Origin of the sequence: Synechococcus sp. A15-44 (assembly GCF_014280115.1) — a bacterium.
GTDB lineage: Bacteria > Cyanobacteriota > Cyanobacteriia > PCC-6307 > Cyanobiaceae > Parasynechococcus.
In genome coordinates this window covers 1892839-1908097 of the sequence record NZ_CP047938.1, presented here as the reverse complement: position 1 = coordinate 1908097, position 15259 = coordinate 1892839, and the positions used below count along the sequence as shown (strand labels likewise).

Genomic DNA, 15259 nt, shown 5'->3' with positions numbered 1-15259 from the left:
TTCAACACGCCGCTGCTTAAAAAGCCGATGACCTGACTTGAACAGGCGACCCACGCTTTACGAAAGCGTTGCTCTACCGGCTGAGCTACATCGGCGTCACAAGCAATTTAACATTTGCTCTGAATCCAACTTGGACGTTTGCCCGATACTCCCCGCCCCAAATCTGGCCTGGATCCCGCCCTACGGGAACGGTTGCTCAAGGAATCACAGACCCCTTGGCGTGGGCTCAGACGGCTCGTCTGGTTCGCTCTCTTTGCCTCCGCTGGACTCGGCCTGTTCACGATGGCTTTCCGTGCTTCCGCCGGCGACACCGTCGATCTGGCTGACTTCGGCATCCAAGGGGGTGCTCTCCTGCTCTTCACAGGTCTGCTCTGGTTCGACCGCAACAGGGACAGCAGCAGCGACGCTTGATTCGTCGGCATCAACCGCACGGATGTCTTCAGCGTCGTCGTCTTCCGACATGTCGTCTTGATCCTCTGCCTCGACGGGTTCCAGCGCTTCGGACTCGACGTCATCAGACTCTTCAGCCGTCGCGGTGTTGATGGCTGTACGTTTGCCGTCTGGCTCTTCGCTGTCAGGGCTGATGTCGGCGGTGTTGACGTCTTCAGTTCTGTCGTCCGGTTCCGGCGTGGTGTCTTCCTCGTCTTCCACGTCCATGGCCTCATCGGCGTCCTGATCGGGTGTTGGAGCAGCCTCTTCAGCGTCACTAGACGACTCGTCGTTAGCTCGAGCTTCGGCAACGACGGGCTCAGGAGCTGTTTCGGAATCAGCTTCGTCAGACACTGCAGCCGTCACCGGATTGTCGGCTGAACTTTCCCCGTCGGGTGCTTCGTTGTCAGGTGCTTCGTTGTCAGTGCTGGCTTGATCAGTAGTGGCTTGATCCGTGCTGTCTTCCACCCCGATGGCCTGGTTGGGCTCTTGCTTGATCGGCTCCACTACAGGCTCCGGCCACTCCAGGCCAGGGAGGTTGAGCAACTGCAGGCCCAGGCTGGTGCGTTGCGTTGCCAGAGCATCAGCACGAAAAGCCGAATCGGCAGGGGCGACGGTTGCTGGTGATCCAAGCAACAGCGCTGCGGCTTGAATCAGCTGCTGCACCTGCCACACCATCAAGGCCAGCAATGGGCTGACCAGCAACAGGGTGACCAGACGGGATTGTCCCGACACCGGGGAAAATTCACTCGCCAGCACCGCTGAATCGTCCATCCACCAGAGCACGGGCAGCAGGACCACTGCGGTGATCACCACAGCGGCGCGGCTGATCAAGCCGGCTTGGGATGCACTGATGCGAAGTTGATCGCTGTTGCGGCTGGCCAGCGGCTGACGCACGAACAGCAGTGAGCCCCAGTCGGCGGGCCGTCGCCACAACGCGACGGCTGGGGCCAGGACCCCCACCCCCCAGATCAGAACTCGCTCTACTCCGGGAACAGGACCCGGATCCGCGCCGGCCAGAACAAGGCGGATCAGCAGCAGCTCCAGGGGAATGGCTCCAAGGGCCAGGCATTGAAGCCAGAGCAGGGGCTCGCTGCGGGGCTGCACGATCGCTTGCGGGGTCAGGTGGTGAGTTTGCGGCGTTGGGTGACCATTTTGAAGGCTTCAATGCGATCGCCTTCTTCCCAGTTGGCGAACCGATCGGTGCCGACACCGCATTCGAAGCCCGTGGCCACTTCCTTGACGTCGTCCTTGTTGCGACGCAGGGAGTCGAGGTCGCCCTCGTAGACCACCTGTTTTCCGCGGCGCACCCGCACCCGGCAGTTGCGATGCAGCTTGCCGGTGGTGACATAACAGCCGGCCACGGCGCTCTTGCCGATGGTGAAGACGGCGCGCACCTCGGCTTCGCCCAGGGCTTCCTCCACCAGTTCCGGCTCCAGCAGACCTTCCATCGCCAACTGGATGTCTTCCAGCAGCTTGTAGATCACGTCATAGTCGCGCACATCCACCCCGGTGGCATCCGCCGCTTTCTTGGCGCCGGAGGCCATGGAGGTGTTGAAGCCCACGATCACCGCGCCGGAGGCGGCGGCCAGGTCGACGTCGGTTTCGGTGATCTCGCCAGGTGCCGACAGCAGCACCCGCACCTGCACCTCATCCTTGGGCAGCTGCTCGAGCGATCCGAGGATGGCTTCCACGGAGCCTTGAACGTCGGCCTTGAGAATCAGGTTGAGTTCCTTCAGCTCACCGTCATTGGCCTGGCCGGACATGGCCGTGAGCGAGACACGTCGTGACGCCATCTGCTGAGCAAGACGGGTGGCACGGGCATCGGAGGCGCGATCGCCCACCACGGCCCGGGCCGATTTCTCGTCGGGGTACACCTCGAACTCGTCACCGGCGGTGGGTACTTCGCTGAAGCCCAGGGCCTCCACAGCAAAGGAGGGGCCCGCTTCCTTGAGGCGTTGACGGTTGTCGTCCACCATGGCGCGCACCTTGCCCAGCACCGGACCAGCGGCGACGACGTCGCCCGTCTTGAGGGTGCCGTTCTGCACCAGCAGCGTGGCCACGGGGCCTTTGGCCTTATCGAGGTGGGCCTCGATCACGGTGCCGCGGGCCAGACGATCCGGGTTGGCCTGCAGGTCTTCCACTTCGGTGACCAGCAGCAGCATCTCCAGCAGCTTGTCGATGTTTTCGCCCTTGATGGCGCTCACCGGCACCATCACCACATCGCCGCCCCAGTCTTCTGCCAGCAGGTTTTGCTCAGACAGCTCCTGCTTCACCCGCTCGGGCGATGAACCTTCCTTGTCGATCTTGTTGATCGCCACCACGATCGGCACTTCAGCGGCCCGGGCGTGGCTGATGGCTTCCAGGGTCTGGGGGCGGACGCCGTCATCAGCAGCCACCACCAGCACAGCCACGTCGGTCACCTTGGTGCCGCGGGCTCGCATGGCCGTGAAGGCTTCGTGGCCCGGTGTGTCCAGGAAAGTGAGCTTGCGCTGCTCGTTGTTGTGCTCGATCTCAACCTGATACGCACCGATGTGCTGGGTGATGCCGCCAGCCTCACCCGCAGCGACGCGGGCCTGACGGATGGCATCCAGCAGGCTGGTTTTGCCATGGTCGACGTGGCCCATGACAGTGACCACGGGCGGACGTCGGATCAGGTGAGCCTTGTCGGCCTCTTCGATCATCTCGACGGTCTTCTTGGCCGCCTCCTCCACGTCGTCCTGCAGCACCGGCACACCGAATTCGTCGGCGACGGCCTCGATCGTGGGCATGTCCAGGGTCTGGGTGACCGTGGCGATGATCCCTTTGAAGAACAGGGATTTGATGATCTCTGAGCTTTCGACGCTCAGCATGTCCGCCAGTTCCTGCACCGTGAGGTTGTCCTCCGGCACCACGATCATTTCGGGACGCACCTGCTTGGCTTCCCGGGCTGCCCGCAGCTCCATGGCACGCCGGCGCTGACGCTGACGGGCGGTTTCCTTCTTGCGCTTGCGCATCGCCGCCACCGGCTTGGGTGCGGTGCGCTGCTGCGACTTCGGCTTGGCGGGACGCGCCAGGCTCGCCGAGAGAACCATGTTCTCCTGTTCACCGGCGAAGCCGCCGGTCTGTGCCGCCAGGGAGTCGTCGTTCTCGCCGATGATGTGGACCTTCTGGCGCTGCTTCTGCGGCGAGCGGCTGCGCAGAGCATCGAGCCGTGCGCTGTCATCCCAGTCGGGCCGGCCGGGCCGCCGTTGACCACCAGGACCGCCTGGGCGGAAGTTGGGGCGGCGGGGTGCCGAGGGGGCGTTTGGACGCGCCACGGGCGGGGTGGCCGTTCCTGCAGCTGCACCGGCTTTGGTGGGTGCATCGGGACGACGGGGTGCCGCTGCTGTTGGCCTGCCGACAGGCTTCTGCAGCTGCATCAGCTCACCGGGAGCTGCTGGTTTGCGCATTCCAGCGGGCATGCCGGGGCGTCCAGGGGCTCCCGGCCGGGTGGGTGCGCCCGGACGACCGCTACCGGTGGTGCTTCCATCGCGACGAATTGGCTTGCCGACCAGTTCCAGGGTGTTGCCGCTGCGGGGAGGCATCCCGGGGCGACCCTGGCGGGTTGGGGCTCCCGGACGGCTGGGACTACCCTGGCGTTGAGGCACGCCGGTGCCAGCAGGACGACGGGGCACAGGTTTGCCGACCAGTTCAGGCCTAGGAGTGGGCCGTGAGGGTGCTCCAGGCTTTGTGGGGGCACCGGCACGGGTGGGTGCACCTGGCCGAGATGGAGCGCCTGCGCGGATGATCTGTGGCTTGGGCTGACCCTGGCCAGGGGTGGGCCGCGCTGGGCTTCCAGCACCTGCGGGGCGTGGCGTCGGGCGAGCGGTTGTGGGCCGCGGCGTGGGTGCGGTGGGTTTGGCAGCAGCCGTGGGCTTGCTCACCAGTTCCGGTTTGCCTGCAGTCGGCTTGCTGACAACCTGCGGCTTGGCCGCGGCAGGCCGCGGCACGGGTTTTGCCGCCGTCGGTCGCGCTGGGGCTGCGGGGGGTTTCTGAGGAGCGGCGGGCCGCGCCGGTGCTGCTGAGGCTTTCACCGGTGCAGCCGCTGGATTGCTGATCACCGGTTTGGGCGTGGCCGCTGCGGGAGGCTTCGGGGCCGCCTGCGGTTTGGCAGCCGCCACGGGTTTGGCGACCACGGGCTTGGCAGCCACAGGCTTGGCAGCCACAGGCTTGGCGACCGGTTTGCTCGCCGCTGGGGCGGGCTTGCTTGGCGCGGCGGGGGCTGCTTTCTTCACCGAGAGGATGGCCTTGCCAACTGCGGGCTTGGCAGGCGCCGCGGCAGCGGGTTTTGCACCATTCCCGCCTTTGCCGAGGAGCGAACGGATCTTTCCGGCTTCAGCGTCACTGATCGAGCTGCTGTGGCTCTTCGCAGCGATCGACAGCTTTTCAGCCGCATCCAGCACGTCCTTGTTCTCAAGGCCGAGGTCCTTGGACAGCTCGTAAATTCTGACTTTGCCGCTGCTGGTCATTCAGTTCGGGTCTCCGATCGGTCCGGGCATGGAATGCCGCGGTGGCCTCGCACAAGGTGGGGCCAATGTTCAGTCTGCCTCAGCGGATTCACCAACGCTTTGGTTAAGCCGCTGTTTCAACACCGCAAGCACTGTTTCGGGCACCTGACAACGCAGGGCTTTCTGCAGACGCTTGCGACGGGTCGCCTCCTCAAGGCAGTTCTCCTCGCGGCAGAGATAGGCCGAACGGCCCATCCCCTTATCGAGGAGAACTCCGTCCTGATGGTCGCGGATCACCCTCCAGAGTTGGCGGCGATCCAAGAGCTGGCGGCAGGCCACGCAGCGACGCAGGACGGGGCGGTCACTCACCGGACCTGCTCCTGATCGGGCTCGGCATCAGCCTCAGCCGCTGCGTCCGTGCTTTCAGCCTCGGCATCGAACTCGGTTTCGCTGCCGGCTTCCACCTCAGCGGGTTCCTCCTCAGAGAACTCCTGCTCGGCCTGCTCCTCGCTGTACTCCTCTTCGTCTTCGGGCAGCGGATACAGCTCCCGCAGGCGTGCATCCTCTTCCGCCCGAGCGGCCTGTTCAGCGGCCAGCCGTTCTTCGGCTTGCTGCTGGAGGGCTTCCTCCTCCTCCCGCTGGGAGATCAGCTCTGCCACCACGGCATCCTCAGCCTCTTGGTCGTATTCGGTGGAGTTCTTGATGTCGATCTTCCAGCCGGTGAGTCGGGCGGCCAAACGCACGTTCTGGCCTTCGCGGCCGATGGCCAGGCTCAGCTGATCGGGGGGCACCAGCACGTGGGCGTGCTGGCCCACGGGATCCACCAGGCGCACCATTTCCACCCGAGCGGGGCTGAGGGAGTTGGCGATGTACTGGCCCGGATCCTGCGACCAGCGGATCACGTCGATTTTTTCACCACGCAGTTCGTTCACCACCTGCTGAATGCGGGAGCCGCGGGCGCCGATGCAGGCGCCGACGGGATCCACCTCGCGTTCGATGCTGTCGACGGCCACCTTGGTGCGGGGGCCCACGGAACGGGAGGGGGGATTGGCCTCACGGGCCACGGCCACGATCCGAACGGACCCTTCCTGAATTTCGGGGACTTCGTTCTCGAACAGGTAGACCACCAAACCGGCATTGGAGCGGCTGACGAACAGCTGCGGTCCCCGGCGGGGCACTTCGCTCACCTCTTTCAGAAACACCTTGAAGGTGGCGTTGGCGCGGTAGTTGTCGTTGGGCAGTTGATCGCGCCGGGGGAGTTCAGCCTCCACTTCCGGACGGCCGAGGCCTGAGCTGACAGCCATGATCACCGATTGGCGCTCGAAGCGGATCACCCGGGCCGTCAGCACCGGATCCTCCAGATCAGCGAATTCCTCCTGGATCATGCGGCGCTGCTGATCACGCAGCTTCTGGGCCAGCACCTGCTTGGTGGTGGCGGCGGCCATCCGGCCGAAGTCCTCTTTCTCTGGGGTGACATCCAGCACCACCGTGTCGCCCACCTGGGCGTCATCGGCCACCTGCCTCACCTCGGCGATCGCGATCTGGTGGTCTTCGCTCTCCACCTCATCAACAATGATCTTGCTGGCGAGAACCCGGTAGCCCTCCTCCTCAAGGTCGAGGCCAACGTCAAAGTTGCTGAAGTACTCCTCATCAAAGGGGTCTTCGCTGATGCCGATGTACAGGGTGCGCCGGTAGCGCTCATAGCCCTTCAGCAGGGCCTCCCGCAGGGCCGCTTCCACCACCTGGGGAGGCAGCTTCTTCTCTTCACTGATGTCGTCGATCAGGTTGCTGAGGCCGGGAAGCAGGACGAGAGCCATCGCGTCGGGTTAGGAGAAAAGAAGGGGGCGGTTGCAGGGGAGTGAACGCTGGGTTCAGCTGCCTGGACTCGTGAGGCGGACACCGATCACGCAATCCCGGGGAATCCGTTTGATACGCCCGCGAATGTTGATCTGCAGCGTGTCGGCGTCGCGTTCGAGCAAGAGGCCATCCAGGCGTTGCTCGCTGTCGTCCTTGTCGCGGTGATGAACCTCCACGGGGAACCCACGGAAGGTTTCAAAGTCGCGATCACTGGACAGCTGGTCGCCGATGCCGGGACTGCTGATCTCCAGAACATACGCGTCAGTGAGCATGGTGGAGGCCTCAAGGGCATCCCCCAGCACGCCACTGAAACCGGCGCAGTCATCAAGGCTCACATCCGCTCCACTGCTGTGGCGGATCTGCACTTCCAGGGTCATCGGGCTCATGTGGGTGAGCAGCTGGATGCCGCAAAGGGCAAAGCCTTTGCTGGCGGCCACATCGGTGACCAGCGTTTCGAGATTCGGAAGCAGAGGATGAGGCAACGCGAACTGAGGGCGGACGTCGGCCCGACGTGCATTTCAGTTGTGACCGATCTCCCGCAGGGAGATGCCCGTCGGACACTCCTTCAATGTACGGGACCGTCCGCCCGCCGTCAGCTTTTGCCCAGATCGATGGCTGGTGCATCGGGAAAGGCGTCGCCCGGCTGTTCAGCGCCGCGCCCGTCGGAATCCTGATTGATGCAGAGGCGTCGACGCTCCGGATCGGTCACGTACTGGCAGACGCGGCTCCAGAGTTTGCTGCGGCTGCCCTGGGGGCCATTGCTGAACGTCACCACATCGGGAAGGCCAGGGCGATCTTCGATCACGACCTGGCAGAGCTCACAGCGTTGTGAAGCGGCGGTTTCGCTCAAGGGTGAAGCTCACAAAACCGCCCGACCTTAAGCAGTGGACGCAAGAGCCGCTGTGTGATCAGTGGAAGCCCTGAACGGAGATCCTGTAGCTGAATCCGGTGGCTGCCGGGTCGTTGTTGGCGCCGATTCTGAAATTCACCTGGCTGATGCTCTTGCCCGGCACCTGCGGGAAGGGGCCGAACATCCGGCCGGTGCCCACGGGCGGCTGCAGTTGTTCATCGGCCACCTTGCTGTTGCTGCCGTCGCTGAATTTGAGGAAGGCCTGAATGGGATAGCTGCTGGGGTCGCTGGAATCGGCGGTGAAAAACAGCTTGAAACTGCGGTAGGGCTGATCCACCACGAAATCGGTGTTCCAGTTGGTGCGGCCGATGGCTTTGCCAATTAGTCCCTTGGGACGCTCAACCTTTTTTCACAATCGGGTCGCCGCCACCCACTGGGGGCAGAAAACTGCAGGCGGCCTGGGCCTGGACTGGGATGAGCAGCAGGCCTAAGGCCGGCAGAACAGCAAGGGAGCGCATGGGCAACGAAATTAATGGGGTGTGAGGGGAGTCAGGGGAGGCCCTTCTTCGAATCGCTCCAGCAACACTTGCGTGGGGATCTGGGTGCCGAAGCGGCAGGCGTTGGTTTCGCTGGAGGCGAGGGTGCCGTGTTCCCAGAATTTGTTGCTGCCGTTGCCTCCGCCGCAGAGGCCGAAGTATTCGCAGCTCTTTTGGCAGGTGTCCACGCCGCTGCTCATGTCGGCAAGAAGGCGACGGAACTGATCGGTGTGGGTGGACTCCACCAGCGACAGATCTTTCAGATTGCCGAGGTTGAAGCTGCCGTAGCGGTCGCTGACCACTGAAAGCAGCTCAGGGTCGAAGGTGGAGAAATTGCCCTCCCAATCAACGCTGAGGATCGAGAACGGGCGATTCAGCTCGTTCTGGGTCATCCGCGCATTGCCTTGGATCAGGCTGATCACCTGCTCGAATTCGCGCAGCACCACGCGATAGCCGTCCTGCTCGCTGAGCCGCCAGAAGGCCCGAAGGAAGTCGCGGTACTTCTCCTCCATTGCAGAGCCCTGCATTGAGGAGCTGGTGTTGAGCCCCTCCTGCTCCTCAACGTTGAAACCCACGTCGTTGATGCCGTTGTCGCGGAAGAAGCGGTACATCCGCTCCGGTTGCTCCATGGCATCGGCGGTCACCACCGAGATGCAGTGGAAGGGCACATCGTTGCGATGCAGGGCTTCAATCCCCTTCATCGCCATGGCGTGGGAGCCGCGCCCGTTGCGGAAGCGCCGGTGGGCGTCGTGGATGTCCTCCGGGCCATCCACACTGATGCCCACCACAATCTTGTTGCGCCGGAAGCAGTCGCACCACGCGTCATTGATCAACGTGGCGTTGGTCTGCACGTGCTGGGTGAAATCCAGCCCCTGGGCGTTGAATTGCTCCAGACTGCGGTGAAGAATCACCGTCGCTTCGTCATACCAACTGGTGGGCAGGGTGAGTGGCTCCCCGGCGTGCCACACCAAGGCAATTTCCGGCCCGGCATAGGGGCTTTCCAGAATCCGCTGCATCAGCAAGGGCAGCAGATCAAGGTCAAAGACCCGCTTCTTCTGCCGGTCCGGCAGATAGCAATACGAGCAATCGAGGTTGCACAGCGAGGTGGACTGCACAACCACGAGGCCGATGGGCCCGAACCGGTTGAGGTCGGGCCCGACGTTGGGAGAGGAAACGATCACCAGTTGACGAAGCCGCCGCCACCGTTGCCCCAGGCACCGCCACCGTTGCGCCAGCCGCCGTAGTAGCGACCGTTGCCCCAGGTGTTGCGGCTATTGCTCCACTTGTTGCCGCTCTTGCCGTTGCCCCATTTGCCTTTGCCGTAGCTGTTGCCGAATTTCTTGCCCTTGCCGTTGCCCCACTTGCTCTTGGCAACCAGCTCACCTTCGATCTCAGGATCCTGAAGCAGGCTGCCCCAGTCGGTGTTCCGCACCGCTTCGATCCGGGCTTCGATGCTGTTGGCTTTGGCCGGGCCGGTCAGCTGCTCTGGAGCGGTGTAGGTGGAGCTGGCTTCAGCGGTTTGGCAAAGCACGGCGCTGGAGGCCAGCAGTGCTTGAAAAGCAATCAGTGAACGCTTCATGGCTGTTGGTGGATAGAGAACAAAAGCAATCGAGGAGTCGTCAGATTCCCGGTGTGGCTGGAGTGTTGATTTCTGCTGTGATGCTGAGGATCAGGCCGTAAAGGGAGCGGATCACGTCCTGGCTCAGACCCACATCGCTGCCGGGGCCGATCCAACGGTTGATCATGCGGCGCGTTCCCGCATCACCATCCATGTAGGCCTGCATCATCTGGCCCAACGCGATGTTGGTGGAGGAGAGCAGCTTGCCGTTGTTTTGGTTGACGATGCAGCTGATGCCGGAGCGGCCGTAGGGACGGAAGGGCAGCAGTGCCGTCTTGTCGATGCGGCTGTTGGCGGCCAGCCAAAGGGTTCCGCCCCCAAGGATCGGCACGTCACCCGCGTAGAAGGCATCCAACGCTTCCTTCGGGGTGGTGAAACTCTTCAGCGTGGCGCCGGGCACCACGTTCTTCAGCACCTGGGCGGAAGCGGTGTCCTTCACCACACCAATGGTTTGGCCTTCCAGTGAGGCGGGGGTTCCATCGATGGTGGTGTCGCTGGCCATCAGCAGACGGGTGCCACCAACGCCGAAGGGAAGGCTGTAGGTGACCTGCGTGGAGCGGCCCCAGGTGAAGGCCACGCCGCAGGCGATGTCGGCCTTGCCGGTGATCACGGCGCCGATGCCGTCGTTCACCGATTTGGCCACCCGGTAGTCCACCTTGCGGCGCTTGGCCTGGATCCGGATCTGTTCGAGAACATCAACCCCGAGGCCCTCATAGCCGGCATCTGTTTTCTGATACAGCGGCTTGACCTCCTCAAAGATCACCGCTTTGAGCGTTGTGCTCTCCGCGGAGGCTTGAGGGGTGAGGGCAACCGGGCCAGCCAGGGCAAACAGAGCTGCCGCTGGAGCCAGAAGTGCACGCATGCGAAAACTGCGTTTGCTGATTTGTTAGCTGGAATCTCCAAGCTCGACCGCGCATCGCAATGGAGGTTCTGAGATTGCGATCGATTTGGACCAGGGCCCGTTTCTCCGGCTGGATCCGATAAAAAGAAGGCAATTAGAGGTCTTGTGTTGCGGTACGCCCTGCGTCAACTCCTGGCCGTTCTGATGGCCGTAGTGGTTCTGGTCGGTGAAGCTGACTCAGCCCAGGCCCTGGAGCACAGCTTTGTGGCCGATGCCGTTCAGCGGGTGGCGCCGGCGGTGGTTCGGATCGACACCGAGCGCACTGTGGAACGTCAGCCGTTTGACCCCACGCTGCTTGATCCCCTGCTGCGGGACCTGCTGGGGGACCCTCCGGCAGGTCCGGAGCGGGAACGGGGGCAAGGCTCTGGTGTGGTGATCGATGCCAAGGGCCTTGTGCTCACCAATGCCCATGTGGTGGATCGGGTGGAGTCCGTCAGCGTCACCCTGGCCGACGGGGAACAGCGGGATGGACGGGTGGTGGGCACCGATGCGGTGACAGACCTGGCCCTGGTGCGTCTCGAGGGCGATCAACTGCCGCCACGGGCTCCCCTTGGTGATTCGGAAGCCATGCAGGTGGGCGATTGGGCGATCGCCCTCGGCACCCCGTTCGGATTGGAACGCACGGTGACCCTGGGCATCGTCAGCAGTTTGCACCGCAACATCAATAGCCTTGGCTTCGCCGACAAACGGCTGGAACTGATCCAGACCGACGCCGCCATCAACCCTGGTAATTCCGGTGGGCCGTTGGTGAACGGCGATGGCCAGGTGATTGGCATCAACACCCTTGTGCGGTCGGGCCCTGGGGCCGGCCTTGGTTTTGCCATCCCGATCAACCTGGCCCGCCGGGTGGCTGATCAGCTCCAGCAGCAGGGTGAAGTGGTGCACCCCTACATCGGTCTGCAACTGGTGGCGCTCACACCGCGCATCGCGCGCGAGCACAACAAGGACCCCAATGCCCTTGTGCAGCTGCCGGAACGCAGCGGTGCCCTGGTGCAAGCCGTCCTGCCCGATGGCCCGGCCGAAAGAGCAGGACTGCGCCGCGGCGATCTGCTGATCACGGTGGATGAGCGCGACATTGCTGACCCTCAGGCGCTCTTGGAGGTGGTGGATGCTGCTGCCATCAATGTTCCGCTTCCCTTGAAGGTGCTGCGGGCTGGGCGTGAGCTGACCCTTTCCGTCAAACCGGAGCCCCTGCCTGGGATGGTCTGAAACCCCTTGCTACCGTCGCGCCCAAAGGACGTGACCTGATGGCTGATCTTCAGACCCAGATGAAGCAGGCGGTGGCTGATGCCGCCGTGGAACAGATCAAAGACGGCATGGTGCTGGGCCTGGGATCAGGCTCCACCGCTGCCTTGATGATTCAGGGCCTTGGGGCCAAGCTCGCCAGCGGCGAACTCAAAGACATTGTTGGTGTCACCACCTCCTTCCAGGGAGAGGTGCTGGCCGCGGAGCTGAACATCCCCCTGCTCAGCCTCAATGCCGTCAGCCGGATTGATTTGGCCATCGATGGTGCCGATGAAGTCGATCCCGGCTTTCAGTTGATCAAGGGCGGTGGCGCCTGCCACGTGCAGGAGAAACTCGTGGCAGCACGGGCCGATCGGTTTGTGGTGGTGGTGGATTCCACGAAGCTTGTGGATCGTCTCAACCTCGGTTTTCTGCTGCCGGTTGAGGTGCTCCCCGGTGCCTGGCGCCAGGTGAAGCAGCAGCTGGAGGCCCTCGGTGGCAGCGCTGAACTGCGCATGGCCCAGCGCAAGGCTGGTCCGGTGGTGACCGATCAGGGCAACCTGGTGCTGGACGCCAAGCTCGACGGCGGCATCACCGACCCGGCGACCCTCGAAAAGACCATCAACAACATCCCTGGCGTGCTCGAGAACGGACTGTTCGTCAACATCACCGATGAGGTCTTGGTGGGTGAGATCGCTGATGGCGTGGCGGGTGTCCGCAGCCTGGAGAAGCGCCTCAGCTGAGGCGCCGGCGCACCGATTCAGCGTGGCTGTGCAGGCCTTCACTGGTGGCCAGCTCCTGCACAGCTGAACCCGTTGCTTCCAGGGCAGCCCGGTTGAAACCGATCAGCGAGGTGTGGCGCATGAAGGTCTCAACACTGAGGGCCCCGCTGAAACGCGCTGCTCCACAGGTGGGCAGCGTGTGGTTTGGGCCTGCCAGGTAATCCCCCACCGCTTCTGGGGACCAGGGGCCCAGGAAAATGGCTCCTGCGTTCTGAATGCGATCCGCCAGGGGTTCGGGCCGCTCCACCAGCAGCTCCAGGTGTTCGGGGGCGAAGCTGTCGCTGAGGCGGGCACAGCTCTCGAGGTCGTCGCAGACCACCACCAGCCCCCACTCCCGCAGAGCGGCTTCGCAGATCTCCTGGCGGGGGTGATCGGCCAGCTGTTCGGCCACTGCGGCGTTGATCCCGTCGGCCAGTGCAGGGTCGGTGGTGATCAGCACCGCCGCCGCCAGGGGGTCGTGCTCCGCCTGCGCCAACAGATCCGCTGCCACCTGATCGGGCTTGGCGGAGTGGTCTGCGATCACCAGCACTTCGCTTGGTCCCGCAAGGGAATCGATGGCCACCTGGCCGTACACCGCCTGTTTCGCCAGGGTGACGTAGACGTTTCCGGGGCCACTGATCACGTCCACCTTGGGCACGCTCTCGCTGCCGTAGGCCATGGCGGCAACAGCCTGGGCACCTCCGAGGCGGAACACCGTTTTCACGCCGGCCAGGTGGGCCGCTGCCAGCACCACGGGGTTCACCGCACTATCACGTCCGGCGGGGGAACAGATCACCACGTCTTTGACGCCGGCGACCCGGGCTGGCACCGCATTCATCAGCACGGTGCTGGGGTAAGCCGCCCGTCCTCCGGGCACGTAGAGACCCGCCCGCTCCACCGGCCGCCAGCGCCGCCCAAGCTGTTCGCCGTGGGGGCCCGTCACCGCCAGATCGGCGGGACGTTGGCGTTGGTGGAAGTCGGTGATGCGGCGATGGGCCAGCTCCAGGGCATCCCGCAGGTTGGTCGGTAGCGACGTCCAGGCCTGTTCGAGGGCCTCGGGGGACACCGCCATCGGTTCGGGCCGGAAGCCATCGAACCGTTCGGTGAAGTCGGCAATGGCGGCATCACCGCGGTCGCGCACCGCTGTGAGAATGGCTTCAACCCGCTCACGGGCTTCACCTTGCTGGGTTTGTGTGGTGCGGCTCGACAACCGTTTCAGCTCCGTCTGGGCCCGGTCCAGATCCCGCACGATGCGAAGGGGAGCAACGGCCGGCTGGCTCACAGACAAAGGAACAGTGGGAAAGTTCGGTCAAGTTAGGACTCCACAACCCAGGGAAGGGGGTCCTGTCAAGGAGTAAGGTGATGGATTGTTCGCAACGTTGAAGCCTCAGTGGCCAATAACAAGTCAGCCAAGAAGCGGATTGAGATTGCTGAGCGCAACCGTCTGCGCAACCGCACCTACAAGTCGTCGATGCGCACCCTGATGAAGCGCTGCTTCGCCGCCTGTGACGCCTACAGCGCCACCCCTGGTGATGAAGCCAAGACCAGCGTGCAGACCTCCATGCGTGCCGCCTTCAGCAAGATCGACAAGGCCGTGAAAGTTGGTGTGCTGCACCGCAACAACGGCGCCAACCAGAAGTCTCGCCTCAGCGCGGCTGTGCGCAAGGTGCTCGAGCCTGCCAGCTGAGTCGGTTTCAACCGGCAGAATGGGCCGAAAGCGCGTTTCGGCCCAGCTGTGTCCCCCACCCCGACGTTGATTGATAGCCACTGTCACATCGTCTTCCGCAACTTTGACGACGACCTCGATGAGGTGGCTTCACGCTGGCGTGAGGCTGGGGTTGGTGCACTGCTGCACGCCTGCGTCGAACCCTCCGAAATCCCGGCGATCCGCGCTTTAGCTGATCGATTCCCGGAGATGCGCTATTCCGTCGGTGTCCATCCACTGGACACTGAGCATTGGCTGGATGACACGGTGGCGGTGCTGCGCCGGGCGGCCCTCGAGGACGATCGGGTGGTCGCCATCGGCGAGCTCGGCCTCGATCTCTTCCGAGACAAGAATCTCGAGGAGCAGCTTGCTGTTCTGCGTCCTCAATTGGATCTGGCGGTGGAGCTGAACCTGCCGGTGATCATTCACTGCCGGGATGCCGCTGAGCCGATGCTGGAGGAACTGCGGGCCCGCAAGGCGCAGGGCCGTTGCCCTGGAGGGGTGATGCATTGCTGGGGCGGCACCCCCGATGAAATGCACCAGTTCCTGAAGCTCGGCTTCTACATAAGCTTCAGTGGCACCGTCACCTTCCCCAAGGCGGAGCCCACCCACGACTGCGCCCGTCAGGTGCCGGAGGATCGTTTTCTGGTGGAAACCGATTGCCCCTTCCTGGCCCCTGTGCCTCGCCGCGGCAAGCGCAACGAGCCCGCCTTCGTGGCTTCCGTTGCCACGCGGGTGGCTGAGCTGCGCGGCGTGGATCTCGAAAGCGTGGCCTGCAGCAGCACCGCCAACGCCCGGCGTTTGTTCGGACTCCCTTAACCGGAGTTCCGAGGGTGTCGAGTCCATATGTAAGATGTTGTATTGGCCTGGCCATGTGCAGGATTCCATCCTGTGTGTGGTGCCTGAAGC

14 protein-coding genes, 1 tRNA gene and 2 pseudogenes are annotated in these 15259 nt (G+C 63.7%); 5 read left to right on the top strand and 12 right to left on the bottom strand.

Translation table 11 applies throughout. The features are described 5' to 3' along the window. Positions 1-22 precede the first annotated feature (22 nt). Positions 23-95 (bottom strand) — tRNA-Thr (locus SynA1544_RS10695). A 43-nt stretch (positions 96-138) separates the two neighbouring features. Between SynA1544_RS10695 and SynA1544_RS10690 the strand changes: the two genes are divergently transcribed. Then, complete coding sequence (locus SynA1544_RS10690; RefSeq protein WP_370594064.1) at positions 139-411, top strand: DUF3493 domain-containing protein; 273 nt, start codon at positions 139-141, stop codon at positions 409-411. 564 nt (positions 412-975) lie between these two features. Here SynA1544_RS10690 and SynA1544_RS14830 read toward each other — a convergent pair. The 10 genes and pseudogenes from SynA1544_RS14830 to grrP all read right to left on the bottom strand — a co-directional run. After that, positions 976-1536, bottom strand: a pseudogene (locus tag SynA1544_RS14830) (low-complexity tail membrane protein); the annotation flags it as partial. Between the two features lie 14 nt (positions 1537-1550). Next, positions 1551-4919, bottom strand: a complete 3369-nt coding sequence (infB, locus tag SynA1544_RS10685) for a translation initiation factor IF-2 (RefSeq protein ID WP_186513542.1) — start codon at positions 4917-4919, stop codon at positions 1551-1553. A gap of 69 nt (positions 4920-4988) precedes the next feature. Beyond that, complete coding sequence (locus SynA1544_RS10680) at positions 4989-5267, bottom strand: YlxR family protein (RefSeq protein WP_114989435.1); 279 nt, start codon at positions 5265-5267, stop codon at positions 4989-4991. Next, on the bottom strand, positions 5264-6715 hold the full coding sequence (gene nusA / locus SynA1544_RS10675; RefSeq protein ID WP_186513538.1) for a transcription termination factor NusA: 1452 nt from the start codon (positions 6713-6715) through the stop codon (positions 5264-5266). The genes SynA1544_RS10680 and nusA overlap by 4 nt, the downstream gene beginning before the upstream one ends. Positions 6716-6769: 54 nt before the next feature. Beyond that, positions 6770-7237, bottom strand: coding sequence for a ribosome maturation factor RimP (gene rimP, locus SynA1544_RS10670; RefSeq protein ID WP_186513537.1), 468 nt, complete (start codon positions 7235-7237; stop codon positions 6770-6772). Between the two features lie 110 nt (positions 7238-7347). Then, positions 7348-7605, bottom strand: a complete 258-nt coding sequence (locus tag SynA1544_RS10665; protein ID WP_186513536.1) for a hypothetical protein — start codon at positions 7603-7605, stop codon at positions 7348-7350. A 58-nt stretch (positions 7606-7663) separates the two neighbouring features. Next, positions 7664-8123: pseudogene (locus tag SynA1544_RS10660) on the bottom strand (hypothetical protein). Between the two features lie 11 nt (positions 8124-8134). Then, positions 8135-9322: a cyclophane-forming radical SAM/SPASM peptide maturase GrrM/OscB gene (grrM, locus tag SynA1544_RS10655; RefSeq protein ID WP_186513535.1), complete on the bottom strand. Its 1188-nt coding sequence runs from the start codon at positions 9320-9322 to the stop codon at positions 8135-8137. Next, positions 9319-9720 (bottom strand): GrrA/OscA1 family cyclophane-containing rSAM-modified RiPP, encoded by a 402-nt coding sequence (grrA, locus tag SynA1544_RS10650; protein ID WP_186513534.1) that lies wholly within the window; start codon positions 9718-9720, stop codon positions 9319-9321. The genes grrM and grrA overlap by 4 nt, the downstream gene beginning before the upstream one ends. Positions 9721-9760: 40 nt before the next feature. Then, a complete protein-coding gene (grrP, locus tag SynA1544_RS10645) occupies positions 9761-10621 on the bottom strand; it encodes an extracellular substrate binding-like orphan protein GrrP (RefSeq protein ID WP_186513533.1) in 861 nt (286 codons plus the stop codon). A 183-nt stretch (positions 10622-10804) separates the two neighbouring features. On the opposite strand from grrP, the gene SynA1544_RS10640 reads away from it, so the two are divergent. Both SynA1544_RS10640 and rpiA read left to right on the top strand, forming a co-directional pair. Next, complete coding sequence (locus SynA1544_RS10640; protein WP_255477795.1) at positions 10805-11869, top strand: trypsin-like peptidase domain-containing protein; 1065 nt, start codon at positions 10805-10807, stop codon at positions 11867-11869. Between the two features lie 38 nt (positions 11870-11907). After that, a complete protein-coding gene (gene rpiA, locus SynA1544_RS10635) occupies positions 11908-12627 on the top strand; it encodes a ribose-5-phosphate isomerase RpiA (protein WP_186513529.1) in 720 nt (239 codons plus the stop codon). On the opposite strand, the gene hisD is transcribed toward rpiA, so the two are convergent. Then, complete coding sequence (hisD, locus tag SynA1544_RS10630) at positions 12620-13927, bottom strand: histidinol dehydrogenase (RefSeq protein ID WP_186513527.1); 1308 nt, start codon at positions 13925-13927, stop codon at positions 12620-12622. The two genes, rpiA and hisD, sit on opposite strands and share 8 nt — an antisense overlap. Before the next feature lie 108 nt (positions 13928-14035). On the opposite strand from hisD, the gene rpsT reads away from it, so the two are divergent. Both rpsT and SynA1544_RS10620 read left to right on the top strand, forming a co-directional pair. Next, positions 14036-14332 carry a 30S ribosomal protein S20 gene (gene rpsT, locus SynA1544_RS10625; protein ID WP_186513525.1) on the top strand — a complete coding sequence of 99 codons (297 nt, stop codon included), beginning with the start codon at positions 14036-14038 and terminating at the stop codon, positions 14330-14332. Between the two features lie 48 nt (positions 14333-14380). Continuing rightward, positions 14381-15169: a TatD family hydrolase gene (locus SynA1544_RS10620; protein WP_186513524.1), complete on the top strand. Its 789-nt coding sequence runs from the start codon at positions 14381-14383 to the stop codon at positions 15167-15169. The last annotated feature ends 90 nt before the right edge of the window (positions 15170-15259 follow it).

Bases quoted from the DNA above. Each gene is read 5' to 3' on its own strand.
- infB (WP_186513542.1), bottom strand. From the start codon at position 4,919: ATGACCAGCAGCGGCAAAGTCAGAATTTACGAGCTGTCCAAGGACCTC.
- nusA (WP_186513538.1), bottom strand. From the start codon at position 6,715: ATGGCTCTCGTCCTGCTTCCCGGCCTCAGCAACCTGATCGACGACATC.
- grrA (WP_186513534.1), bottom strand. From the start codon at position 9,720: ATGAAGCGTTCACTGATTGCTTTTCAAGCACTGCTGGCCTCCAGCGCC.
- grrP (WP_186513533.1), bottom strand. From the start codon at position 10,621: ATGCGTGCACTTCTGGCTCCAGCGGCAGCTCTGTTTGCCCTGGCTGGC.
- SynA1544_RS10640 (WP_255477795.1), top strand. From the start codon at position 10,805: ATGGCCGTAGTGGTTCTGGTCGGTGAAGCTGACTCAGCCCAGGCCCTG.
- rpiA (WP_186513529.1), top strand. From the start codon at position 11,908: ATGGCTGATCTTCAGACCCAGATGAAGCAGGCGGTGGCTGATGCCGCC.